The sequence below is a fragment of the Aeromonas encheleia genome, assembly GCF_900637545.1.
Classification (GTDB): domain Bacteria; phylum Pseudomonadota; class Gammaproteobacteria; order Enterobacterales; family Aeromonadaceae; genus Aeromonas; species Aeromonas encheleia.
The window spans coordinates 2246356-2269528 of record NZ_LR134376.1 but is presented as its reverse complement, the minus strand read 5'-3'; the positions used below and the strand labels follow the sequence as shown (position 1 = coordinate 2269528).

At 59.8% G+C, this 23173-nt stretch carries 23 protein-coding genes; 3 read left to right on the top strand and 20 right to left on the bottom strand.

The features are described from left to right. Positions 1-159 precede the first annotated feature (159 nt). The 13 genes from EL255_RS10535 to yceD all read right to left on the bottom strand — a co-directional run bounded on the left by EL255_RS10535 (position 160) and on the right by yceD (position 10580). On the bottom strand, positions 160-939 hold the full coding sequence (locus EL255_RS10535; protein WP_042654759.1) for a TatD family hydrolase: 780 nt from the start codon (positions 937-939) through the stop codon (positions 160-162). Between the two features lie 18 nt (positions 940-957). Beyond that, complete coding sequence (gene holB, locus EL255_RS10530) at positions 958-1905, bottom strand: DNA polymerase III subunit delta' (protein ID WP_042654760.1); 948 nt, start codon at positions 1903-1905, stop codon at positions 958-960. Next, the gene (tmk, locus tag EL255_RS10525) at positions 1890-2531 is read right to left on the bottom strand and encodes a dTMP kinase (protein WP_042654761.1); all 642 of its coding nucleotides are present in this window, start codon (positions 2529-2531) and stop codon (positions 1890-1892) included. Before tmk ends, holB begins: the two co-directional genes overlap by 16 nt. Next, positions 2531-3532 (bottom strand): endolytic transglycosylase MltG, encoded by a 1002-nt coding sequence (mltG, locus tag EL255_RS10520; protein WP_042654762.1) that lies wholly within the window; start codon positions 3530-3532, stop codon positions 2531-2533. Before mltG ends, tmk begins: the two co-directional genes overlap by 1 nt. Beyond that, the gene (gene pabC / locus EL255_RS10515; protein ID WP_042654763.1) at positions 3522-4328 is read right to left on the bottom strand and encodes an aminodeoxychorismate lyase; all 807 of its coding nucleotides are present in this window, start codon (positions 4326-4328) and stop codon (positions 3522-3524) included. The genes mltG and pabC overlap by 11 nt, the downstream gene beginning before the upstream one ends. Before the next feature lie 77 nt (positions 4329-4405). Beyond that, complete coding sequence (gene fabF, locus EL255_RS10510; protein ID WP_042654764.1) at positions 4406-5647, bottom strand: beta-ketoacyl-ACP synthase II; 1242 nt, start codon at positions 5645-5647, stop codon at positions 4406-4408. Positions 5648-5729: 82 nt separating this feature from the next. Next, positions 5730-5966, bottom strand: coding sequence for an acyl carrier protein (acpP, locus tag EL255_RS10505; protein ID WP_005300909.1), 237 nt, complete (start codon positions 5964-5966; stop codon positions 5730-5732). Between the two features lie 157 nt (positions 5967-6123). Continuing rightward, positions 6124-6858, bottom strand: coding sequence for a 3-oxoacyl-ACP reductase FabG (fabG, locus tag EL255_RS10500; RefSeq protein ID WP_042654765.1), 735 nt, complete (start codon positions 6856-6858; stop codon positions 6124-6126). 13 nt (positions 6859-6871) lie between these two features. Beyond that, positions 6872-7807 (bottom strand): ACP S-malonyltransferase, encoded by a 936-nt coding sequence (gene fabD / locus EL255_RS10495; RefSeq protein ID WP_042654766.1) that lies wholly within the window; start codon positions 7805-7807, stop codon positions 6872-6874. Positions 7808-7873: 66 nt separating this feature from the next. Beyond that, positions 7874-8833, bottom strand: coding sequence for a beta-ketoacyl-ACP synthase III (locus EL255_RS10490; protein WP_042654767.1), 960 nt, complete (start codon positions 8831-8833; stop codon positions 7874-7876). Between the two features lie 7 nt (positions 8834-8840). After that, positions 8841-9860 carry a phosphate acyltransferase PlsX gene (gene plsX / locus EL255_RS10485; protein WP_042654768.1) on the bottom strand — a complete coding sequence of 340 codons (1020 nt, stop codon included), beginning with the start codon at positions 9858-9860 and terminating at the stop codon, positions 8841-8843. A 9-nt stretch (positions 9861-9869) separates the two neighbouring features. Beyond that, a complete protein-coding gene (gene rpmF / locus EL255_RS10480) occupies positions 9870-10037 on the bottom strand; it encodes a 50S ribosomal protein L32 (protein WP_081966227.1) in 168 nt (55 codons plus the stop codon). A gap of 21 nt (positions 10038-10058) precedes the next feature. Further along, on the bottom strand, positions 10059-10580 hold the full coding sequence (gene yceD / locus EL255_RS10475) for a 23S rRNA accumulation protein YceD (RefSeq protein WP_084228411.1): 522 nt from the start codon (positions 10578-10580) through the stop codon (positions 10059-10061). Between the two features lie 339 nt (positions 10581-10919). On the opposite strand from yceD, the gene EL255_RS10470 reads away from it, so the two are divergent. Beyond that, positions 10920-11291 carry a hypothetical protein gene (locus EL255_RS10470; RefSeq protein ID WP_042654769.1) on the top strand — a complete coding sequence of 124 codons (372 nt, stop codon included), beginning with the start codon at positions 10920-10922 and terminating at the stop codon, positions 11289-11291. A 25-nt stretch (positions 11292-11316) separates the two neighbouring features. Here the strand turns inward: EL255_RS10470 and EL255_RS10465 are convergent, their stop codons facing one another. After that, positions 11317-11973, bottom strand: coding sequence for an START domain-containing protein (locus EL255_RS10465; protein WP_042654770.1), 657 nt, complete (start codon positions 11971-11973; stop codon positions 11317-11319). A 200-nt stretch (positions 11974-12173) separates the two neighbouring features. Here EL255_RS10465 and EL255_RS10460 point away from each other — a divergent pair, with 200 nt between their 5' ends. Then, positions 12174-12755: a Maf family protein gene (locus EL255_RS10460; protein WP_042654771.1), complete on the top strand. Its 582-nt coding sequence runs from the start codon at positions 12174-12176 to the stop codon at positions 12753-12755. A 72-nt stretch (positions 12756-12827) separates the two neighbouring features. Here the strand turns inward: EL255_RS10460 and EL255_RS10455 are convergent, their stop codons facing one another. After that, positions 12828-13475, bottom strand: a complete 648-nt coding sequence (locus EL255_RS10455; protein WP_042654772.1) for an HAD family hydrolase — start codon at positions 13473-13475, stop codon at positions 12828-12830. Continuing rightward, complete coding sequence (rluC, locus tag EL255_RS10450) at positions 13475-14419, bottom strand: 23S rRNA pseudouridine(955/2504/2580) synthase RluC (protein ID WP_218329247.1); 945 nt, start codon at positions 14417-14419, stop codon at positions 13475-13477. Before rluC ends, EL255_RS10455 begins: the two co-directional genes overlap by 1 nt. A 413-nt stretch (positions 14420-14832) precedes the next feature. Between rluC and rne the strand changes: the two genes are divergently transcribed. Continuing rightward, positions 14833-18042 (top strand): ribonuclease E, encoded by a 3210-nt coding sequence (rne, locus tag EL255_RS10445; RefSeq protein WP_042654774.1) that lies wholly within the window; start codon positions 14833-14835, stop codon positions 18040-18042. Between the two features lie 736 nt (positions 18043-18778). On the opposite strand, the gene EL255_RS10440 is transcribed toward rne, so the two are convergent. From EL255_RS10440 to apbC, 4 genes are all read right to left on the bottom strand, one after another. Beyond that, a complete protein-coding gene (locus tag EL255_RS10440) occupies positions 18779-20251 on the bottom strand; it encodes an inorganic phosphate transporter (RefSeq protein WP_042654775.1) in 1473 nt (490 codons plus the stop codon). Between the two features lie 361 nt (positions 20252-20612). Beyond that, entirely contained in the window at positions 20613-21194 is a 582-nt protein-coding gene (gene dcd, locus EL255_RS10435) for a dCTP deaminase (RefSeq protein ID WP_042654776.1), read from the bottom strand. 63 nt (positions 21195-21257) lie between these two features. Further along, complete coding sequence (gene udk / locus EL255_RS10430) at positions 21258-21902, bottom strand: uridine kinase (protein ID WP_042654777.1); 645 nt, start codon at positions 21900-21902, stop codon at positions 21258-21260. 108 nt (positions 21903-22010) lie between these two features. Beyond that, positions 22011-23093 (bottom strand): iron-sulfur cluster carrier protein ApbC, encoded by a 1083-nt coding sequence (apbC, locus tag EL255_RS10425; RefSeq protein WP_042654778.1) that lies wholly within the window; start codon positions 23091-23093, stop codon positions 22011-22013. Between the last annotated feature and the right edge of the window lie 80 nt (positions 23094-23173).

The following is a 23173-nucleotide window of genomic DNA, read 5'->3' as shown; positions in this document are numbered from 1 at the left end:
TTCCGAAGCAACATGGGAAATGGAGCTGGTTTTCCAGGTTATTAGCGCTTGGTCAGGAAATGCTATGTGAGAGATAACGACTGATTGAGGTGGGAATGGTGCGGCTGATTATGCTGAACATTTAAAAGAATGAGGCCCCGGTTTATGGGGCCTCATGGATCACTTTTTTGCCAGCTTGAATAATTCGAAGAAGTTATGGCTGGTGGCTTCGGCCAATTCAGTGAGCGGGATCTGGCGCAGGTCGGCGATAAACTGGGCGACGTCTCGCACGAAGGCCGGTTCGTTCTCCCTCCCCCGGTGAGGCACCGGGGCCAGATAAGGAGAATCGGTCTCGACCAGCAGCCGTGACAGTGGCAGTGCCTTGACCACGGCTTGCAGGGCCGTGGCCGTCTTGAAGGTCGCGATACCCGAGATGGAAATATAAAAGCCCATCTCCATCGCGGCTTGTGCCATCTCCAAAGACTCGGTGAAACAGTGCAACACACCGCCGACTTGATCGGCCCCCTCTTCGCGCATGATCTGCAAGGTATCTTGCTGGGCATCCCGGGTATGGATGATGAGGGGTTTATTCAGGGCGCGGGCCACCCGGATATGCTCGCGGAAGGAGGCTTGCTGCACCTCCTTGTTTTCCGGTGAATAGAAGTAATCGAGCCCGGTCTCACCTATGGCCACCACTCGGCTGTCTGCCGCCTGGGTCAGCAGCAGATCCGCGTCCACACCGGGATCCTGGTTGAGCGGGTGCACGCCGCAGGAGGCAAACACCTGGGGATAAGGGGTGATGGCCGCCAGCATGGTCGGGAACTGTTGCTGAGTGACGCTCACACACAAGAAGTATCCCACCCCCTGAACGGCCGCTTTGGCCAGCACATCGGCCATGTCGGTCTGCTTGCTGCCATAGCTGAGGCGATCGAGGTGACAATGGGAATCAACGAGTAACATACACAACCTTAAAGCTTGTCATAACCAGCGACTGAGCCAGTTCATCAGATGGATGGTGGGATTGGAGAGTTGGCCCGGCTGGCAGGCCGCTTTCAGGGCGACGAGCTGCTGCTCCGCCTCCAGCAGTTTCTCGCTGGAGTGCCGCTCGGCCAGCTGTTGGCTGAGGGTGGCCAGATCCGGCATCGCCAGCTGGTGATGGCCACAACCGGCCTGGGTCTTGAGGGCGTCACACAAGAATAGCTGCAGCCAGTGCAGGCGGACCTGACTCTCCTCCGCCAGCTGGGTACAGACGCTGGTGGCGCGGGTCGGCATCTGGGCCAGCGCGACGAAACTCTCCAGCAACGTCCGCCGGGCAACATCCTGCTGCTCTTCGATGTAGCGCAACACCCGCAGCGGCGCCCCCTGACAGATCCGCACCTGGGCCTGGGTGGCCTGATGCCCCTGCTCGGCCAACCAGCGCAGGGTATCCCCCTCCGCCGGCAGCTGACAGACATGTTTATGGCAGCGACTCAGTATGGTGGGCAGCAGGCGGGACACCCTCGATGCGATCAGCAGCAGCAGGCTGTCGCCGGCCGGCTCCTCCAGGGTCTTGAGCAGGGCGTTGGCGGCGGACTCCGTCATCCGCTCCGCCTCCGGAATGATCACCACCTTGCCGCGCCCTAGCTGGGCGGTGCTCTGCAAGCGGCCGCAGATCTCGCGAATGGCTTCGACGCCTATGGACTTGCTATCGGCGGCGATAGTGCCGAGATCCGGGTGATGACCCTTGTCGAACAACTGGCAGGAGTGACAATGACCGCAGGGTTCCCCCGACACGGGTTGTTGACAGAGGTGCAGGCGGGCCAATCGCTCGGCCAGCTGTTCCTTGCCAAGCCCAGGATCCCCGAGCAGCAACCAGGCGTGACCCAGACGACCGCTCTGGGCACTCTGACTCAGGGCCTGCCAGTCCGGGATCAGCCAGGGATACATAGGCGCTCGTTCGACAGGTAATGGTCCAGTGCGGCCTCGATGGCGGCCTTGACCCGCTCCGGGGTCTGCCCGGCATCGATCACCAGGATGGAATCATCCTTGGCCGCGAGTTCCAGATAGCGGGCGCGGGTGCGCTCGAAGAAGCTGAGCTGCTCCAGCTCGATGCGATCCAGCTCGCCTCGATGGCGGGCCCGCTGCAGACCGAGCGCGGGATCTATGTCGAGATAGAGCGTCAGATCCGGCTTGAAGTTGCCGAGCACCGCCTGCTTGATGGCGTCGATCAAGGCGGCGTCTATGCCACGACCACCGCCCTGATAGGCGCGGGAGGAGAGATCGTGGCGATCCCCCACCACCCAGATCCCTTCGGCCAGGGCCGGTTTGATCCGGGTCTCGACCAGCTGCACCCGGGAGGCATACATCAGCAGCAACTCGGCCTCGATGGTGAGGCGCTCGTCGTGCACCTCCTTGACGATGGCCCGCATCCGCTCGGCCAGTGGCGTGCCACCGGGTTCGCGGGTGCACTCGATCCGAACGATGCCATGGCTGCGCAAATAGTCGGTCACATAGCGTACCGCGGAGCTCTTCCCTGCCCCCTCCAGTCCTTCAATTACGATAAATTTAGACATTAGGGTTTCTTCAATATGTATTCACGAACCGCTCTATTGTGCTCGTCGAGGGTCTTGGAAAATTGGTGGGCCCCGCCCCCCTTGGCGACGAAATAGAGATAATCGGTCGACTTGGGATTGAGCGCCGCCTCGATGGAGGCCTTGCCCGGCATGGCGATGGGGGTGGGCGGCAGACCGTCGATCACGTAGGTGTTGTACGGGTTCACGTCGGTCAGATCGCTGCGACGGATGTTGCCATCGTACCTGTCCTTGACCCCGTAGATGACGGTAGGATCGGTCTGCAACTTCATGCCAAGGCGCAGGCGATTGACGAACACCGAGGCGATCTGCGCCCGCTCGTCCGGCTGACCTGTCTCTTTCTCGATGATGGAGGCCATGATCAGCGCCTCGTACGGGGTCTTGTAAGGCAGGTTGGCCTGACGCTTGTCCCAGTTCTCCTGCAGGAAGGCCTTCATGTCCTGATAGGCGCGGCGCAGGATCGAGATGTCGCTGGCATGGGTGGTATAGGCGTAGGTCTCCGGCAGGAACCAGCCCTCCAGCTTGCCGTTCTCGATGCCAAGCTCCTGGGCCAGATCTTCCTCGGTCTGCTCCACGGTCAACCGCTCCAGATAAGGTGCGCCGGAGAGCTGCTTCAGCCAGTCCTCAAAACGGGAGCCTTCGACGAAGGTGAGGCTGAAGTGGAACTCCTTGCCGGAGGCAAACAGGGAGAGGGCATCCTTGAGCGGCGCCCCTTCCTTGATCTCGTAGGTGCCCGACTTGATGGCGACCAGCTCGGGATGACCACGCAGCCAGAGTCGCACCGCCCAGGGACTGGTTTCCCCCTCCCCCAGCTCGGCGATCAGGCGCGCCGCGTGGGCCCCTTTCTCGACGGTGAACAGGCGGGTCGGCCCCTTGTTGGTGAGCGTCTCCACCTGCTGCCATTTGTAATATACATAGCCCCCGGCGACGGCAACTGTCAGCGCCGCCCCCGCGAGCAGGGTGTAAAGCCGATTAAACTTCAATGACCAAACGCTCCTGTAAACGGCGGATCAATACCGGGCTGGGATACTGATGATCCCCGATGCCGGTCACCGGCACTATGCCCATCAGGGTATTGGTCAGCCATACTTCTTCGGCCTGCCACAGTGACTCCAACGGAGCCTCCACGACACGCAGTTCAATGCCCATCTGTTTAAGCATCGCCATCACGCGACGGCGCATGATGCCATCGATCCCCCCGTGGGAGAGATCCGGCGTGAACACCGTCTTGCCGCGACGCCAAAACAGATTTGCGCTGACTCCTTCTACCAGAAATCCGCGGCTGTTCAATACTATACCTTCGACTCTGCCGCGCGCAGCAAGTTCGCTTTTTAATAGCACCTGCTCCAACCGACCCAGGGTTTTGAGCCCCGCCAGCATGGGCGCATCGCCGAGTCGCTGTTGGCAGACCAGTACCTCTATGCCCTGTTGCCGCCACTCCGGGTAGTGCGCCGGGTACTCGGCCAGAGACACTATGCGGGTGGGCGACTGGCAACCGGCGCCGTCATAGCCCCGACCACCGCTGCCACGGGTCAGCACTATCTTGGCGACAGCCTGCGTCTGCCCTGCCGCAAGTTGCGCCACCTCCTCGGTCAGCAGGTCCCAGGGCAACTCGGCAAAACCGAGTCTGGCATTGGCATGTTGCAATCGCGCCAGGTGCTGCGGCCACCAGATCACCCGCCCGTCCAGCACTTGCATGGTGGTGAAATGGCCGTCACCGTATGCCAGTCCACGATCCGTTGCGGATAAGGTCTCTGTTGGTATTCCATTGATCAGCAAGTGGATCCCTCCGATAAAAAAGGCCCGATACTTGGTATCGGGCCCGACTCTTCGCTTAGCAAGCCGCCCAGCGAGAATTATACGCGTTTGAAGATCAGGGAGCCATTGGTGCCGCCGAAACCAAAGGAATTGGACAAGGCATAATCGAACTGACCCGCCTTGGCCACATGGGGCACCAGATCCAGGTCGCACTCCTCATCCGGATTATCCAGATTGATGGTGGGCGGTACCCGCTGATCGCGCAGCGCCAGCACTGTGATGATGGCCTCGATGGCGCCGGCAGCACCCAGCAGGTGGCCGGTCATCGACTTGGTGGAGCTGATCATCAGGGCGCTGGCGTGCTCGCCAAACACCTTCTTCATGCCGCGCAGCTCGGCTACGTCACCCAGGGGGGTGGAGGTGCCGTGGGCATTGATATAGCCAATCGCCTCAGGCGCGATGCCGGCATCCTTGATGGCGTTGCGCATGGCGCGGGCGCCACCGTTACCGTCAGAGGGAGGCGCCGTCATGTGATAGGCATCGCCGCTCATGCCAAAACCGACCAGTTCGGCATAGATCTTGGCACCGCGCGCCTTGGCGTGTTCGTACTCTTCCAGCACCAGCACCCCGGCGCCATCACCCAGCACGAAACCGTCGCGATCCTTGTCCCAGGGACGGCTCGCCTTCTGTGGCTCGTCGTTGCGGGTGGAGAGCGCCTTGGCCGCCGCGAAACCGCCCATCCCCATCGGGGTGGAAGCCTTCTCGGTACCGCCGGCAACCATCACGTCCGCATCACCGTAGGCGATCATGCGACCGGCCATGCCGATGGCATGGGTGCCGGTGGTGCAGGCTGTGGTCACGGCGATGTTCGGACCTTGCAGCCCCTTCATGATGGAGAGATGACCGGACACCATATTGATGATGGTGGAGGGCACGAAGAAGGGGCTCAGCTTGCGCGGGCCGCCGTTCATCAGGCTGGTGTGGTTCTGCTCGATGAGACCCAGACCGCCGATGCCGGAGCCGATGGCCACGCCAACCCGCTCCGCGTTCTCTTCGTTGATGACCAGACCGGAATCGTCCAGCGCCTGCACACCCGCCGCCACGCCGTACTGGATGAAGAGATCCATCTTGCGGGCTTCTTTGCGGTTGATGCCGAACTGTTCGGGGTCGAAATCCTTGACCAGACCGGCGAAACGGGTAGCGAACTCGCTGGCATCAAAATGGTCGATGAGGGAAATGCCGCTCTGCCCGTTGAGCAGGGCTTGCCAGCTGGATTCGGCAGTGTTGCCCACCGGGGAAAGCATCCCCAGGCCGGTCACCACGACTCTGCGTTTTGACACTGAGCTAGTCTCCGAGAGGTATTTTGAAAGGGAGTAAACATAAAAGAAGCGGCCCTTGGGCCGCTTCTTTCAGAACAGGAACTTATTCCTGATTAGCGGTGATGTAATCGATAGCCGCTTGAACAGTGGTGATCTTCTCGGCTTCTTCATCAGGAATTTCGGTATCGAATTCTTCTTCCAGCGCCATTACCAGTTCAACGGTATCCAAAGAGTCAGCGCCCAGGTCGTCGACGAAGGAGGCAGCGTTTTTAACGTCTTCCTCTTTAACACCCAGTTGTTCGATGATGATTTTCTTTACGCGTTCTTCGATGTTGCTCATGACCTGAATTTTCCTTTAAAAATACGCTATTGCGTCTGGTTGGGGTAGTGTATTCAATTGACGTGAGTTTGCAAGTAGCTTGCCGCTGGTCAAACCACGAAATTCGCCAAACTTCGGCGTATTATCGCAAATTTGAACAGATCTCACGACAAATTGATTACACCATGTACATCCCGCCATTAACATGCAGGGTTTCGCCGGTGATATAAGCAGCGTCATCAGACGCCAAGAATACCACAGCGGCAGCAATTTCTTTCGGATCACCCAAACGGGCGGCAGGCACCTGATTCATGATACCGGCACGCTGTTCATCATTGAGGGCCTTGGTCATATCGGTCTCGATAAAACCGGGCGCCACCGCATTCACCGTGATACCACGGGATGCCACTTCACGGGCCAGCGACTTGGTGAAGCCAACCAGGCCCGCCTTGGCGGCAGCATAGTTGACCTGACCCGCATTGCCCATGGTTCCGACCACGGAACCTATGCTGATGATGCGGCCGTGACGCTTCTTCATCATGGCACGCAATACCGGCTTGCTCAGACGATACAGAGAGGTGAGATTGGTGTCGATGATCTCGTTCCACTCATCATCTTTCATCCGCATCAACAGGTTATCGCGAGTGATGCCCGCGTTGTTGATCAGGATGTCGATGTCGCCAAAGCGCGCCTTGATGGCGGCGAAGACGGCTTCGATGGATTCTGGGCTGGTCACATTCAGCGCCATGCCACAGCCTTGCTCACCCAGGTAGGCACTGATAGCCTCGGCACCGCTCTCGCTGGTTGCTGTCCCCACCACTTTCGCGCCACGGGCCGCAAAAGTTTCGGCAATCGCACGGCCGATGCCACGACTGGCACCGGTGACCAACACAACCTTATCGGTAAAACTCATGACTCGCTCCTGTTTACTTGATCTGGGCCAGCGCCTGCTCGAATGAGGCGGCATCGTTGGCATGGATACCTTCCACGCGCTTGTCGATGCGCTTGGCCAACCCGGTCAATACCTTGCCCGGTCCCATCTCGATCTCGAGGGTCACGCCGTCGTTCGCCATCCGCTCGACCGTTTCGGTCCAGCGAACCGGGCTGAACAACTGACGCACCAAGGCTTGCTTGATGGCGGCCGGATCCTGTTCACAGGATACGTCGACATTATTGATGACTGCGATGGTTGGAACCTTGATCTCGATCCCATCCAGCGCCGCTGCCAATTTTTCGGCGGCAGGTTGCATCAGGGCGCAATGAGACGGCACCGAGACCGGCAGCGGCAGTGCACGCTTGGCGCCGGACTCTTTCATCAGCAGGTTGGCACGCTCGACCGCTTCCTTGTGACCGGCGATCACCACCTGGCCCGGGGAGTTGAAATTGACCGGGGAGACCACCTGGCCCTGCGCCGCTTTCTCGCAGTTGGCGGCGATGGAGTCGTTGTCCAGACCTATGATGGCGGCCATGGCGCCGGTGCCTTCCGGCACGGCTTCCTGCATGGCCAAGCCACGCAGTTCGACCAGCTTGACCGCATCGGCGAAGTCCAGGGCACCGCTGCAGACCAGGGCGGAGTACTCGCCCAGGCTGTGACCGGCCATGACGGCGGGAGTGGCCCCACCCTGCTGCTGCCACAGGCGCCACAGGGCGACGGAGGCGGTCAGCAGCGCGGGTTGGGTGCGCCAGGTCTTGTTCAGATCCTCGGCCGGACCGTCCAGCACCAGGCTGAGCAGATCATAACCCAGGACCTGGCTCGCCTCGGCGAAGGTCTCTTTAATCACGACGTGTTGCTCGGCCAGCTCGGCCAGCATGCCGACGCTCTGGGAGCCTTGTCCAGGGAAGGCAATGGCAAATCGGGTCATCATTGATTCCTTTAAGGTAAGACGAAATCGCTATGCGGGCACCCGACATCCGGGCGCCGCGTGGTATCAGAGACGCACCAGCGCCGAACCCCAGGCAAAACCACCGCCGAAGGCTTCCAGCAGCACCAGCTGACCCGGTTTGATACGGCCATCCCGTACCCCTTCATCGAAGGCGATGGGTACGGAGGCGGCGGAGGTGTTGCCATGGCGATCCAGGGTCAGGATCACCTTGTCCAACCCCATGCCAAGCTTTCTGGCGGTGGCGTTGATGATGCGGAAATTGGCCTGATGTGGCACCAGCCAGTCGAGCTCGCTCGGATCGATGCCGGCAGCGGCCAGGGTCTCGGTCACGATCTCGCTCAGACGGGTAACCGCCACCTTGAACACGTCGTTGCCCTTCATATACATGTAGGCTTCGAGTTCAGCGCCCGGCATGCCGCGACGGGGCTGCGGCAGCTTCAGCAGATCGCCATAACGGCCGTCGGCGTGCAAGTGGGTCGACAGGATCCCCGGCGTCTCGCTGGCGCTCACGATCACGGCCCCTGCCCCATCCCCGAACAGGATGATGGTGCCGCGATCTTTCGGATCGCACATACGGGAGAGCACATCGGCCCCCACGACCAGCACATGGCGGGCCGCGCCGGACTTGACGAACTGATCGGCGATGGCGAGGGCGTAAGTGAAACCGGCGCAGGCGGCGGCCACGTCAAAGGCCGGGATCCCCGGCACCCCGAGCAGCCCCTGCAGTTCACAGGCGGCGGCAGGGAAGGCATTTTCGGCACTGGTGGTGGCCAGTACTATCATGTCCAGATCGGCCGCCGTCAGGCCCGCCGCGTCCAGTGCCCGCAAGGCAGCCTGATGAGACAAGGTGGCGACGGTCTCGTCGGCCCCTGCGATGCGGCGTTCACGGATCCCGGTACGTTCCACGATCCATTCGTCACTGGTCTCAACCATCTGTTCAAGATCGGCGTTGGTACGCACCGAGCTCGGCAGGTAACTGCCAGTACCCAGAATTTTGCTATGCATAGAGTTCTTATAGGTCCCTGTCGGAAAAGACAGATTCAAGGCGATCTGCTATTTGCAATGGAAGCTGATGCTTGGCCTCTTGTGCGGCCAGCAGGATCGCATTACACAGAGCGCGCCGTTCGGCCCGCCCATGGCTTTTTACCACAATGCCGCGCAATCCTAACAGACTTGCGCCATTATACTGGTCGGGGTTCAGGTAAGAAAAACGCCGTTTGAACATAAATCCGGCGATCCGGCCAAGAAAACTGCGTTTCTTGCGGGGATATCCGGCCAGTTGGGCCATCATTCGCACCACCCCCTCGGCCGTCTTGAGCGCCACGTTGCCGACGAAGCCATCGCAGACGATGACGTCACATTCACCGCTGAAGATCCTGTCTCCCTCGATGAAACCGACAAAATTGAGCGCGCTGCACTGCCGTAGCAGCTCGGCGCTGTGGCGCACCAGATCGTTGCCTTTGATCTCCTCCTCCCCCACGTTGAGCAGCGCCACCCGGGGTGAGGCGATCCCCTCGACCCGCTCCGCCACCACAGACCCCATCACCGCAAATTGCAGCAAGGTGTCGGCATCGCAGCTCACGTTCGCCCCCAGATCCAGCATCACGGTGCGTTTGCCACCCAGGGTTGGCAGCGCCTTGATCAGCGCAGGCCGATCGACACCGGGCAGGGATTTGAGCACACACTTGGCCATGGCCATCAGGGCGCCGGTATTGCCGGCGCTGACGCAGGCATCGGCCTCACCGGCCTTGACCAGATCCAGGACCACACGCATGGAGGAGTCTTTCAGGGTACGCAGCGCCACGATCGGTTTTTCGCCCATGCTCACCACCTGTGAAGCATGCACGATACGAACGCGGGGATGAGTCAGCAAGCCATGTTGCTGTAACAGGGAGGCGGTCTGGTGTTGGTCACCGACCAGAATAAGTTTGAGCTGAGGCAGAAGAGACAGTGCCTGCACGGCGGCAGGCACTGTTTCCGAGGGGCCAATATCTCCCCCCATTATGTCTAGCGCGACAGTTTGCGTAGACAAAGGCAATCCTTAAGCGATTACCTTTTTACCGCGGTAGAAACCATCGGCAGTCACGTGGTGACGACGATGGATTTCACCACTGGTCTGATCAACAGTCAGTGCTGCTGCGGTCAGTGCATCGTGGGAACGACGCATGCCACGCTTGGCGCGGGTTTTACGGTTCTGTTGTACGGCCATGGTAGGCTAACTCCTAAAAATTCACTTACGTTTGAGCTCTTCAAGAACTGCAAAGGGATTCGGCCGCTCATCAGCAGGTTCGATATCACCCCAAGTCATCTCCATGTTCCCTCGCGGGCAAACATCCATTGGATGCATTGCTACCTGAGGCAACGAGAGGATGAGTTCATCCTCCAGGATTTGATGAAGATCTATCTCGCCGTTTTCATCCAACTCAATGGGCTCATAAGCTTCCGGCAGTTCTTCCTCGTTTGTTTTTTCAAACAGCGGAGTGTAGATAAAATCAGCTTCACAAAGGTGTTCGAATGCCTCTCCACAACGTTGGCAAACCAGATTGACCTTGGCATGGGCAGTGCCTTTCATAACGGTCAAATGCTGGATATCTTTACCAAATTGCACAGTGACATCCACATCACTTCGCAAGCCTTCGGTTGACGCTTCCAATCTGGGCATCTGCGACTTTTCCACTATCCCGACATAGTCGAGTAGCTTCAAGGCATTACGGACTGGATCAACCTTAACGGGCAACTTCACCTTTTGCATAGGGCGCGAATATTATAGGTCCAACAAGGGATAGTCAAAGGAAAAAGTCCTTACCGCCGATGATTTTAACCGCACAGGTCCCCTGAATACAGGAACTTGTGTTCATCGGTGGCTGATTATGCCACAAACCTCGGGATCCCACACAGGATCCTGCACGATCCAGTGGCAACGCACTAGCAGGGGCATGCTGAGCGAGCAGATCCAGGCTGATGCGGACGACCGCGCGGCCCTCCCCCTCGACTGAACCTGACGCACTGGTCAAAAAACACCCTTACAGCGTCTTATGCTCTGTCTTAGGATAAGGGTGGATCTTATAAGGACATCATCTGGAGTGTGCCCATGAAAGGCCTGATCCCCTGGTCGTTCGCCCTGTTGCTGTCAGTTGGCAGCTTACTGCTACCCGCATTCGCCGAAGAGAAGGCCACCGGCCACTATTACTGGGAGCGCGAGGTCGAATCCTTCATTCCCTGCGGCTCGGACAACGCGTTCTGGGTGCTGGGCGAGAAAAGCGTGCTGCAACCCTTGCGGGACAAGGTCAGTAAACTGGGCGACCATCAGCCGATCTATGTCGAGGTAACCGGTCATTTCGAAGATAACGCCGACAGCGAGGGGGCCGCGGCAGATTACGACGGCCTCTATCGCATCGAGTCCGTGATCGCGAGCACTCCTGACAGCCCCGCCACCTGCCCCGTGCTGGTTATGGGTGACTGATCGCAACCGCACCTTCCTTTCCCCCTCAGGGAGTGGCAGGACAATGTTTACTGCCACCCAGCAGCTTCTTTTGAGACTTTGATCGGGGTTGCGCCTCCATTAATCGCCGGATGGCCTGAAAGCTGGCTAGCGCCGCCTTGACAGCCATCGGATTGACCAGCCAGCCCGGCAGGTTGTCGCCTGGGTTGGTATAGGTCTCCAGCCTGATCAGGGTAGAGCCATCCTGTTGTGGCAACGCTTCCCACCGCCCGGCACTGGCCCGGATCCGCACCAGACCAGGACGCGCAGCCAAGGCATCCGGCTCGGCCCACACCTTGAGTTCCAGCCCGCAGTCGGCCCGTCTGCTCAGATGAGAACGGGTGATAAGCTCTCTGTCCTGTACTGGCCAGGGGGATTCCAGTCGGGTATAGACCAGATCGTCATCGGGGCCGGACCTTGCCAGCAGCCGTACCTCGCGACTCTGGGGCAACCACTCCCGATGACGCGCGGTGTCCCGCAGCACGGCCAGCAGCGCAGCGGGATCCGCCATGACTCTCATCTCCAGGCGCAGGGCCAGGAAGGGGGACGGGGGACGGGGCTGGGTCCAGAGCATCACCCCCGCCTCACTCTGCTGGCGTTGCCACCCCTGCCCCCAGCTCGCCAGGGAGATCAGCATCAGGGCCAGTACTCCGTATCTAGTCATCGGTCTCTCCCGCCTCATTACCCTATGCTTATAGCCGTTTTTCCGGTGGTCTGTGGGGCGACCTCAGCCAAGCCTCCGCTTGGCAGCGGCGTGGGCAGTCAGCACCGGCCCCCCTGGCTGTGACCTTCCGGTCTATTTGTGCTGTTCGCCCCACATCGGTAGAATCAACCAATTGATTTATAGATGGATATCACCAAAATATGCGCACTCCCCTGATCCTCTCCTCCACTTCCCGCTATCGCAAGGCACTGCTGGAAAAACTCGGCCTGCCGTTTCAATGCGCCTCCCCCGCCGTCGATGAAACCCCTCTGCCCGGGGAGTCGGCCGAGGTGCTGGTCGCCCGGCTGGCTCATGCCAAGGCGAGCGCCATTGCCAGCCAGCATAAGCAGGGGCTGATCATCGGCTCGGATCAGGTGTGCGTGTGTGACGGCCGCATTCTCGGCAAGCCGGGCACGGTGGAGAAGGCGGTGGCGCAGCTGATGGCGGCACAGGGCAGGAGCGTCACCTTCTATACCGGCTTGTGCGTGCTGGATGCCGCAAGCGGTCAGGTTGAGCAGCTGGTCGAACCCTTCACCGTGCACTTTCGCTCCCTCGATGAGGCTGCGGTCCGCCGTTATGTGGAGGCTGAGCTGCCGCTCGATTGCGCCGGCAGCTTCAAGTGCGAGGGGCTGGGCATAGTGTTGTTCAGGGGGCTGGAGGGGCGGGATCCCAATGCGCTGATCGGCCTCCCCCTCATCGGCCTGATCGAGCTGCTGGGTCTGCATGGTCTGGCCCTGCCCTAAGCCACGGCATGCGCCGAGATCAACAACGGGAGCCAAGGCTCCCGTTTTACGATGAGTAGATAAGCAGGCCGATCAACTCAGCTGTTGCCTCAGCGCCTCCATGGTATCGACGATGGCAACGGGATGATGCTCGGCCAACCGGGCCCTGTCGTGCACGCCCCAGGTCACGCCGAGGCGCGGCATCTGCAACGCCTCCGCCATCGCCATGTCGTGGACGGAATCCCCTATCATCAGCGCCTGATGAGGGGCCAGCCCCAGTTCATCCAGGATCTGCACCAGCATCAGGGGATCGGGCTTGGAGTTCGCCTCGTCCGCGCCACGGGTGGCGGCAAACAAGGGGCGCAGCCCCGTCTCGTCCAGTACCCTGTCCAGGCCACGGCGGGACTTGCCCGTGGCCACCGCCAACGCAATACCCTGCTCATGCCAGTTATGCAACAAGTCGCTGGCCCCGGCAAACAGCGGGCTCGGTGTGTCATCATGCAGGTAGTGGTGGCGATAACGGGCGATCAGGGCCTGAGCCCGCTCGCCGCCCTGGGGCAGGTTGAACAGCCGAGGCATGCCGACCTCGAGGCTGAGCCCGATGATCTGGTGCGTCTCCTGCGCCGTCGGCACGGGTTCGCCACAATCCCGTGCAGCCCCCTGCACACAGGCGACGATCCGGCCCACCGAATCCATCAGGGTACCGTCCCAGTCGAAGATGGCGAGCCGGATAGCCTTCATCAGCGCGCCAGCTTGTTCAGGAAGTTGTCGAGCTCGGGAGCGAGTGGCGCCTCCACCTGCATCTCGCGGCCATCGGCCGGATGGGTGAAGCTGAGCTTCCAGGCGTGCAAGAACAGCCGTTTCAAGCCCTGGGCACGCATCTTCTCGTCGAAGGCGGCTTCGCCATACTTGTCATCGCAGGCGATGGGATGGCCGGCATGCTGGGTATGGACCCGGATCTGGTGGGTGCGGCCGGTGATGGGGCTGCATTCAACCAGGGTCGCCTCGGCAAATTGGCGGGCGATCCGGAAACGGGTTTCGGATGGCTTGCCGTCACTGTTGACTCGCACCACACGCTCGCCGGATTGCAGATCGTTCTTGCGCAGCGGCGCATTGACCACCTTGACGTGGGACTGCCATTGGCCACGCACCAGCGCCAGATATTGCTTGCGCATGGTCTTGACCCGCAGCTGCTCGTGCAGGCTGCGCAGGGCACTGCGCTTCTTGGCAACCAGCAGTACGCCTGAGGTGTCGCGGTCGAGGCGGTGCACCAGCTCCAGGAAGCGAGCTTCCGGGCGCAGGGCTCGCAGCCCCTCGATGACCCCGAAGCTCAGGCCGCTGCCACCGTGCACGGCCATGCCGGACGGCTTGTTGAGCACTATCATGGCCTCGTCTTCAAACAGGATCTGGCTCTCCAGACGCTGGATGCTGCCGAGGTTGGCAGAGGGCAATTCGTTCTTCTCGGCAACGCGCACGGGCGGAACCCGCACCTCGTCACCTGGGCAGAGTTTGTATTCGGGTTTGATGCGTTTCTTGTTGACGCGCACCTCTCCTTTTCGAAGGATGCGATAGATCAGGCTCTTGGGGACGCCCTTTAACTGAGTCTTGAGAAAATTGTCGATGCGCTGCCCTTCATGCTCAGCTTCGATGGTGAGCAGCTGCACTTGTTGATGTATCTGTGTCATGGCGCGGATTTTAACACTGCCGGTGCCCCTTGGCTGCATGCTTTGTTAAAAAATGGCACCTTGCTATAAAAGTGGTTTAAATGGGATAATAAACAAGGTTTTGTCATTGTGTTCAAGCCTTGTACTAAGTGGCCAAAAATTATGCCACCCAATCCCGAAACACCGTGTATACAAGAACATGACGGTTCCCGGGTGCGAGGTACAACGCATGGAGAACGCAAACAGAACCGGTTTAATTGTCTCCACATCGGTATCCTTAATTCACGCCTTCTCGAGAAGGCAGAACCAGAGTGCCCTTAGTTTGCGCCTCATGCATGCCCCAACCGGGAGGTTGCCCAAGCATGCTGAAGACCCGAGGCCGGCACCGGCAGGACCCTGTGGAGGAATCAAAATGACAAAATAATGAGAACTCAATGAAAAGAATGCTAATCAACGCGACTCAGGAAGAGGAGTTGCGCGTAGCGCTGGTTGACGGACAACAGCTCTACGATTTGGATATTGAAAGTCCGGGACACGAGCAGAAGAAAGCGAACATTTACAAGGGTAAAATCACCCGCGTAGAACCCAGTCTCGAAGCTGCTTTTGTCGACTATGGCGCCGAGCGCCACGGTTTCCTGCCATTAAAGGAAATCGCCCGCAATTACTTCCCCTCCGGTTACTCCTATCAGGGTCGTCCCAACATCAAAGAAGTGATCCGCGAAGGTCAGGAAGTGATCGTCCAGATTGATAAGGAAGAGCGTGGCACCAAGGGTGCGGCCCTCACTACCTTTATCAGCCTGGCCGGCAGCTACCTGGTGCTGATGCCGAACAACCCCCGTGCCGGTGGTATCTCCCGTCGCATCGAGGGTGATGAAAGGACAGAACTGAAAGAAGCCCTGAGTGGCCTGACCGTGCCGGACGGCATGGGCCTCATCGTGCGCACCGCCGGTGTGGGTAAATCCCCGGAAGAGCTGGAATGGGACTTGAACGTTCTGCTCAACCACTGGGATTCCATCCACAAGGCGTCACAGAACCGCTCCGCTCCGGTGCTTATCCATCAGGAAAGCAACGTGATCGTGCGCGCCATCCGTGATTACCTGCGTCGCGATGTGGGCGAGATCCTGATCGACAATCCGGTCATCTTCGAGCGTGCCAAGTCTCACATCGAGCTGGTCCGTCCCGATTTTCTCAACCGTGTGAAGCTGTACAAGGGCGAAGTTGCTCTGTTCAATCACTTCCAGATCGAGAGCCAGATCGAGTCGGCCTTCCAGCGTGAAGTGCGTCTGCCCTCCGGCGGCAGCATCGTCATCGATCCGACCGAAGCGCTCACCTCCATCGATATCAACTCCTCCCGCGCCACCAAGGGCGGCGATATCGAAGAGACGGCGCTGCAGACCAACCTGGAAGCGGCCGACGAAATTGCCCGTCAATTGCGTCTGCGCGATCTGGGTGGCCTGATCGTCATCGACTTCATCGACATGACGCCGGTTCGCCATCAACGCGAAGTGGAAAACCGTCTGCGTGAAGCCGTGCACCAGGACAGAGCCCGCATCCAGCTGGGACGGATCTCCCGTTTCGGTCTGCTGGAGATGTCCCGTCAGCGTCTGCGCCCCTCCCTCAACGAGTCCAGCAGCCACATCTGCCCTCGCTGCCAGGGTCAGGGTGTGATCCGTGACAACGAATCACTGGCCTTGTCCATCCTGCGTCTCATCGAAGAAGAGGCCATGAAGGACAACACCGAGCAGGTTCATGCTCAGGTGCCGGTCGACGTCGCCGCCTATCTGCTCAACGAGAAGCGTACCGCCATCGCCAGTCTGGAACAGCGTAATGAAGTGCGTCTGTACATCATTCCGAACCAGCATCTGGAAACCCCGCACTACGAAGTGACCCGTATTCGTCAGAATGAAGTCCCGGAAGCGGCCAGCTACGAGCTGAAAACCGAGATTGCCAAGCCGGTCTACCAGCCGAAGCAGGCTCAGGTGATCGAGCGCGAGCAACCGTTGCTGCAAGGCTTCGTGCAGGCTCCCCAACCCGCGCCTGTCGCTCCGGCTCCCGTCGCCGCGCCGGCACCGGTTGTCGCCGAAACGGGTCTGTTCGGCAAACTGTGCAAGGCCATCTCCGGTCTGTTCGGTTCCGACGCCGCCCCTAGCGATGTCAAGGCCCCTGCTGCCGAGAAGCCGGCCGTGCAACGGGAAGATCGCAAGGATGACGGTCACCGTCATCAGCGCGATGAGAACCGTGCCCGTGGTCAGCGTCCCCGTCGCGACGACAACCGCAGCAACCGCAACACTGCGGAAGCGGGTGAGAAGCGTGAAGGTACCGCCAACCGCGAGGGTGGCGAGAGCCGCAACCGTCGTCCGCGCAAAGAGCGCGAGCCGCGCCAGGAACGTGAAGTCCGTGGTGAAGCCCGCAGCGAACAGCGCATGGATCGTGAACCCCGTCAGGAGCGCGAGCCCCGTGGCGAAGCACGCAACGAAGCACGCAACGAACCGCGTGTGGATCGCGAACCTCGTGAGCCGCGTCAGGAACGTGAACCCCGCGCCCCGCGCCCGGCTCGCGAACCCCGTGCTCCGCGTGAACCTCGTGCCGAGGTGGTCGTTGAAGCGGTAGAAGCCGTTCAGCTTGATGCTGCCATCGTCAATGACGAGCCGCAGCAGGAGAAAGAGCAGAAGGTGGCCGAGCGCCGCGAACGTCGTCAACTGCGCAAGCAGGTTCGCGTCGATGTCGTTGCTGCCGACACCCCTGCCCTGCCGGTGGACGAGCAGGCGGATGACGTCGTCGAGACGCAGGCTGTGGCCGGTGAGCAAGAGGAGCAGACCGACGGTCAGCGCCGCTCTCGTCGTACCCCGCGCAGCCAGCGTATCGAAGGTCAGCGTCGCAAGCGCATCAACGAAGATGCTCGTGGCCAGCGTGATGATGAGCCCCAGGCTGACGTTCAACTGACTGCGGCCGCTCAGGCGGATGCTGCTCAGGTGAAAGTGGAAGAGCCTGCGGTACCCGTCATCACCATCCCGAGCGCCGAAGCCGTTGCTGCCGCGCTGCAAGCCTCTGCCGCCCTGACCGAGCACGTGGTCGCGGAAGCCGTGGCGGAAGAAGCCCGTGAACAGGCCGCTGCGACTGTGGTTGAGCCCGTCGTTGAGCCAGTGGTTGTCCAAGCCGTCGCCGAGCCCGTTGCAGAGGTAGCACCCGTTGCCGAGCCGGTTGTGGCGGAAGTCGCTGCTGCCGTGGTCGTCGAAGAGGCGCCTGTGGTTGAGGCCCCCATCGCCGAGGTTGCTCCTGCTCCTGCTCCTGTTGCCGTGGAAGTGGCACCTGTGGTCAGCACCGAAGCCGCATTGCCGGTTGAGGAAGTTGCAGCCGCCCCCGTCGCTGAGCCCGCACCAGTAGTCGCGTCTCAGGTCGAGACCGTTGCCAAGGCCGCCGTGGCTGCCCCGACCAAACCGGTCGATCAGGGTGCAGGTGTTCTGGCGCGAGCTCGCAAAGCCTCTGCGCCTATGGCGACACCGGCTGCGGCCCCTGCTCAGCCTGAGTCTGAGCTGCCGGTCGAGCAGGCACCGTTGGTTCGCAACGAAGTCGCCAGCTCTGGCCGTCACGCTGGCAGCACTGCTGCGGTCAACGTGGCAACCAGCCCGGCGGGTCGTCCCTGATCTGCTAGTTCGCTAGTCTGATAAAAAGAGCCACACCCTGTGTGGCTCTTTTTTTGCCTTGCTGCCGAGGGTATTCCCCTCAGTAGATCCATCTCCCCCTATCTTCTCTCTTCCCCTCCAAGTCTCACTCTGCTCTGGCGTCACAGCTGAATGGTGTCTTGCCTGCAATCGGGATGCACATCAGCCCCGGTCATACAGTCGTTGCGGCCTGCTCTGCTCACGCGCGTCTTCCCGCGAGGTATCCGGCACACAGCCTCTCCCCACATTGGCGCCACCGCAGGATTAGCTCCATATCTCACTCCCTGTTCTTTCATTTAGCCTGCCCACAGGTGCTGACACATAACGTTCGTCTCTCTGGTCGGGTGATAAGGTGCGGTACGCCCCATTGAACCGAGATGCCTCTTCCAGGCAACAGCACGGTCTTATCTGGAAACGAGGCTGACGCCCATCCATCATCACCATATCTCAACGCTCAAGCACCATAGCGCAAGAGGAGCCAGCACTGAGTGCTCCTGCCTTTTCAAGCTCTCGTTGGGAGGTGATCCCCTGGCTTGGTGGCAGGGTTTTGCTGAGGGTGTTGATGGAGGTAAGGTCGGGGGTGTTTATCTGTATATCACAAATCTAGTTTGATGGCATATAGCCTGATTCGATCACTAAGTAGCGCACACCATTGCTGATAAGCTGGCATGAAAAAAGGGCCCGTAGGCCCTTCGTCATTCAATCAGGTTATCTGCTATCAGTTGCCAAACAGGCTGTTGCTGATAAGGAACAGGCCACCGGAGAGCAACATGGTCAGCGGCAGGGTCAGCACCCAGGCCAGCAGTATGGTCTTGATGGTCTGGCTCTGCAGCCCTGACTTGTTGGCCACCATGGTCCCCGCCACCGCGGAGGAGAGGATATGGGTGGTGGATACGGGCATGCCGGTCAGGCTGGCTACCCCGATGGAGGCCGCGGCCGTGATCTGGGCGGCAATCCCCTGGCTGTAAGTCATGCCGGAAGAGCCAATCTTCTCACCGACCGTGTAGACGATACGGCGCCAGCCCACCATGGTACCGCAACCCAGCGCCAGGGCGATGGAGACGATGACCCAGGTCGGTGCATATTCGGCCGTCGCGGTCAGATCCTTGCGCCATTTGGCCAGATCGGTCAGCTCCTTGGCCGGCAGCGGCAACTTGGAGACCTTGCGGGCGGTGTCGTCGATGCAGAGCAGCAGACGACGCACTTCGCGGCGGTCGGTCAAGTCCATCTCTTCATAGGTACGCACCTGACCGAGACGGTTATCCAGCGTGGCCATCGCCTCGAGTGCCTCACCGGCGGAGCAGTGTGTCATCAGCTCTTGCTGGGCATGCGCCGGCACGCTGAAGTTCACGACCTGGGACACCTGCTCATGGTTGCGCTGGTAGATCTCCAGGATGCGCTGGTTGGCGTCCTGGGTCCGATCCAGCTCGTAGGAGCGGCTGCTCATATCCAGCGCGAAGTAGGCAGGTGCCATGCAGATCAGCACCAGCATCACCAGACCTATGCCCTTCTGGCCATCGTTGGAGCCATGTACGAAGCTCACGCCCATGGCGGAACAAATCAAGGTCACACGGGCCCAGAATGGTGGATGCTTCTTGCCGTCCACAAGCAGACGCTCTTCCGGGGTTTTATGGATCTTGCTGCCCTGCCAGACGCGCTTCATGGCAAACAGCAACAAGGCGGCGATGATGAACCCCACGGTGGGAGAGATGATCAGGGAGAGCATGATGTCGATGGCTTTACCGACGTTGATCCCCTGCGTAAGAGGTTGGTGATTGAGCCAGGCATAGGCACCACCTACCCCCAGAATGGAACCGATCAAGGTGTGCGAGCTGGATGCCGGGATGCCGAAGAACCAGGTACCCAGGTTCCAGACGATGGCAGAGAACAGCAGGGAGAACACCATGATCAAACCCTGGGTGGAATCCATGCCGAGCAGCAGATCGATGGGCAACAGATGGACTATGGCGTATGCCACCCCCAATCCGCCCATCATGACCCCGGCAAAGTTGAACAGACCAGAAGCCACTACCGCCGTATGAGCGGGCATCGCCTTGGTATAGATAACCGTTGCTACCGCGTTGGCGGTATCGTGAAAGCCGTTGATGAATTCATAAGCCAGCACAAAAAAAACGGCCAATACCAAACCGATTGACCACCACAAACCCAAACCACTAAACATTTCAAACATAAAAACGAACCTGTTTATGAGTTGCGGCGGATTATGCCAGAAGGCTCGATGCGCCATACCCGTTGTTGAAATATTTCAGTAAGAAAAAAAACGGGCATTCCGTCAGAAAATGTCTTAGGGCCTGTGGGAATGCGCCTTGTCAGAGATTAATTAAACCCCTCCTCTCCCTTCTGGATGGGTTTCAATCAACCCCAATTCATCTATGAGAACCCATTTTTTCGCTCTTTCCCCGCAACCGATTTTGCGGTTTTGCCCTGTGCCGACGGCTGAGACCCCGACGCCAGGCATCATGGCATCTCACCAGAAAATGAAAAAAGGGTACCTGGGTACCCTCTACAAGCTAGCAGTATACGAGGCTCAATCAGTCCTGATTCATCCGACTGGCCACCGCCCCCTGCTGGCTCTTGTACTTGGCATTTTCCCGCTTGTTGTAAGGACGGGCGGCCGTACCTGAGAGCATCTCGAAGTTGAGCGCGCCTATCTTCATCTTGGGACGCAACGCCAGCGGCAGCTTGCCGCCGTTGTAGAACTCCAGCACGATGCGACCGGACCAGCCCGGATCGATGCGGTGCGCGGTCACGTGCACCATCAGCCCCAGTCTGGCCAGGGAGGAGCGACCATCCAGCCAGCCGACGATATCGGCCGGCAGGGTGACGGATTCGTAGGTCACCGCCAGGGCCAGCTGACCCGGATGCAGATAGAAGGCCTCACCGTCCGCAATGTGGATCTCGTCGCTCATCACCCGATCGATGGCATCGGCCATCTCGCTGCTCGGGCCGCTCAGGTCGATATAGGGGGCGGTGTGATCGCGGAACACCCGGAACTCGTTGCCGAGCAGCACATCGACGCTGACGCCACTGATCCGCTCAACACCGGGCCTCGGCTCAATGACGATCTTGCCTTCATCCAGATGGCGTTCGATATCGGTATCACAAAGACGCATTGGGCGACTCTCCTGCTAAATGATTCATTTAAAAAAGCCGGGCATCGCCCGGCTTGTAGCATCTTATCCGATCAACATGTGGCGAATGCGCGCCTTGAGCATGTCGATGGCGATGCGATTCTTGCCACCGCGGGGCACTATCACATCGGCATACTGCTTGGACGGGTCGATGAACTGCATGAACATCGGGCGCACCGTCTTCTGATACTGCTTGAGTACCGAGTCCATGGTCCGGCCGCGCTCTTGCACATCGCGCACCAGCCGGCGCAACAGGCAGATGTCCAGCGGGGTATCCATGAAGATGGAGGCATCCATCAGCTCCCGCAGCCGACTGTCGGTCAGCAGCAGTATCCCTTCCAGGATGATGACCCGACGGGGGGCAAAGGCGGTCACCTCCGCCAGGCGGGTGTGTTCGGTATAGGAGTACTGGGGAATATCGACGGCTTCTCCGCGTACCAGCTGGCTCAGATGCTGCACCAGCAGATCATGATCCAGGGCATTCGGATGGTCATAGTTGGTTTTGACCCGCTCTTCCATGGTCAGGTGGGTCTGATCACGGTAGTAGCAATCTTCGGTGATCACACCAATCTGACCTGCGCCCAGTTCGGCCACCAGCTCTTCATAAATGGTTTGAGCGATAAGACTCTTGCCGGATGCGGATGCACCAGCAATACCGATGATCACACACGAATGTTGAGTATCAGACATTGAAAATACCTAAGGAGAAGAGCACTGGGGATTGTTTAAACCGATCCATTATATAAAAAAGGGTGAGCCATGCCCACCCCAAATCCATTGCAATCGGCCAACAGCCGATTATTCGTCCAGCGCTACCGTGTAGAGCGGGGTCGCAATCGGTTTACCGCTGAAATAGAGCTCGGCACTGACCCGGCGGGCCAGCTTGAGGTAAGCCTCAGCCAACTCCCCTTCCGGCGCACCGAACACGGTGGGAGTCCCATTGTCCATGTGCTGACGGATGTCGATGTGCAGCGGCAGCTGACCAAGCAGTGCCACTTGATACTGCTCTGCCATCTTCTGGCCGCCACCGGTCCCGAACAGCGCCTCGTGATGACCGCAGGCGCTGCAGACGTGATAACTCATGTTCTCTATGATGCCGAGCACAGGCACATGCACCTTGTTGAACATGGCGATGCCCTTGCGTGCATCCGCCAGCGCCACATCCTGCGGGGTGGTGATGATCAGCGCCGCCGTGGTCGGCACCTGCTGGGCCAGGGTGAGCTGGATGTCCCCTGTGCCGGGTGGCATGTCCACCACCAGGTAATCCACCTCGCCCCAACGGGTCTCGTGCAGGATCTGCGCCAGCGCCTTGCTCGCCATGGGACCGCGCCAGATGGTGGCATCCTGCTCGGCCACCAGGTAACCGATGCTGTTGCTCTTGAGGCCACAGGCCATCACCGGCTCCATGGTCTTGCCGTCGCGGCTGCCGGGGCGCTCCTTGAGGGTGCCCATCATGGTCGGAATGGAGGGGCCATAGATGTCCGCATCCAGGATAGCGACCCGCGCCCCCTCCCTGCTCAGCGCCAGCGCCAGGTTGACGGCGGTGGTGGACTTGCCCACCCCGCCCTTGCCGGAGGCCACCACCAGGATGTTGCGAATACCCTGCACCGCCGCCAGCTGCTGGGCACGGGGCATGCTCGCCACCTCGATGTCGCATTGCCAGTCGATGCCGGCGGTTCCCGTTGCGATGCACAGGCGGGAATCGAAGTCTTGCTTAATCTGCTCAAACAGGGAGCGCCCGGCAAACGGCAGCACCAGCTTGATGGTCAGGCGCTGCTCATGATGCTCGATGGCACGCACGAAACCGGCCGCCACCAGATCTTTGCCCCACCCTGCCAGCTTAAATTCGGCAAGGATCTGTTTTACTGAATCAATCACCATTAACTCCCCATTATGTTGTCGTTATGCTGAGGTGAACGGTTACCGCACACAAATCAGTGGCTTGACTGCGGATCCGGGAT

Bases quoted from the DNA above. Each gene is read 5' to 3' on its own strand.
- apbC (WP_042654778.1), bottom strand. From the start codon at position 23,093: ATGGTGATTGATTCAGTAAAACAGATCCTTGCCGAATTTAAGCTGGCA.
- tmk (WP_042654761.1), bottom strand. From the start codon at position 2,531: ATGTCTAAATTTATCGTAATTGAAGGACTGGAGGGGGCAGGGAAGAGC.
- yceD (WP_084228411.1), bottom strand. From the start codon at position 10,580: ATGCAAAAGGTGAAGTTGCCCGTTAAGGTTGATCCAGTCCGTAATGCC.
- EL255_RS10465 (WP_042654770.1), bottom strand. From the start codon at position 11,973: ATGACTAGATACGGAGTACTGGCCCTGATGCTGATCTCCCTGGCGAGC.
- acpP (WP_005300909.1), bottom strand. From the start codon at position 5,966: ATGAGCAACATCGAAGAACGCGTAAAGAAAATCATCATCGAACAACTG.
- fabD (WP_042654766.1), bottom strand. From the start codon at position 7,807: ATGACCCGATTTGCCATTGCCTTCCCTGGACAAGGCTCCCAGAGCGTC.
- EL255_RS10440 (WP_042654775.1), bottom strand. From the start codon at position 20,251: ATGTTTGAAATGTTTAGTGGTTTGGGTTTGTGGTGGTCAATCGGTTTG.
- EL255_RS10460 (WP_042654771.1), top strand. From the start codon at position 12,174: ATGCGCACTCCCCTGATCCTCTCCTCCACTTCCCGCTATCGCAAGGCA.
- fabG (WP_042654765.1), bottom strand. From the start codon at position 6,858: ATGAGTTTTACCGATAAGGTTGTGTTGGTCACCGGTGCCAGTCGTGGC.
- dcd (WP_042654776.1), bottom strand. From the start codon at position 21,194: ATGCGTCTTTGTGATACCGATATCGAACGCCATCTGGATGAAGGCAAG.
- EL255_RS10490 (WP_042654767.1), bottom strand. From the start codon at position 8,833: ATGCATAGCAAAATTCTGGGTACTGGCAGTTACCTGCCGAGCTCGGTG.
- holB (WP_042654760.1), bottom strand. From the start codon at position 1,905: ATGTATCCCTGGCTGATCCCGGACTGGCAGGCCCTGAGTCAGAGTGCC.
- rpmF (WP_081966227.1), bottom strand. From the start codon at position 10,037: ATGGCCGTACAACAGAACCGTAAAACCCGCGCCAAGCGTGGCATGCGT.
- EL255_RS10470 (WP_042654769.1), top strand. From the start codon at position 10,920: ATGAAAGGCCTGATCCCCTGGTCGTTCGCCCTGTTGCTGTCAGTTGGC.
- EL255_RS10455 (WP_042654772.1), bottom strand. From the start codon at position 13,475: ATGAAGGCTATCCGGCTCGCCATCTTCGACTGGGACGGTACCCTGATG.
- EL255_RS10535 (WP_042654759.1), bottom strand. From the start codon at position 939: ATGTTACTCGTTGATTCCCATTGTCACCTCGATCGCCTCAGCTATGGC.
- rluC (WP_218329247.1), bottom strand. From the start codon at position 14,419: ATGACACAGATACATCAACAAGTGCAGCTGCTCACCATCGAAGCTGAG.
- udk (WP_042654777.1), bottom strand. From the start codon at position 21,902: ATGTCTGATACTCAACATTCGTGTGTGATCATCGGTATTGCTGGTGCA.
- rne (WP_042654774.1), top strand. From the start codon at position 14,833: ATGAAAAGAATGCTAATCAACGCGACTCAGGAAGAGGAGTTGCGCGTA.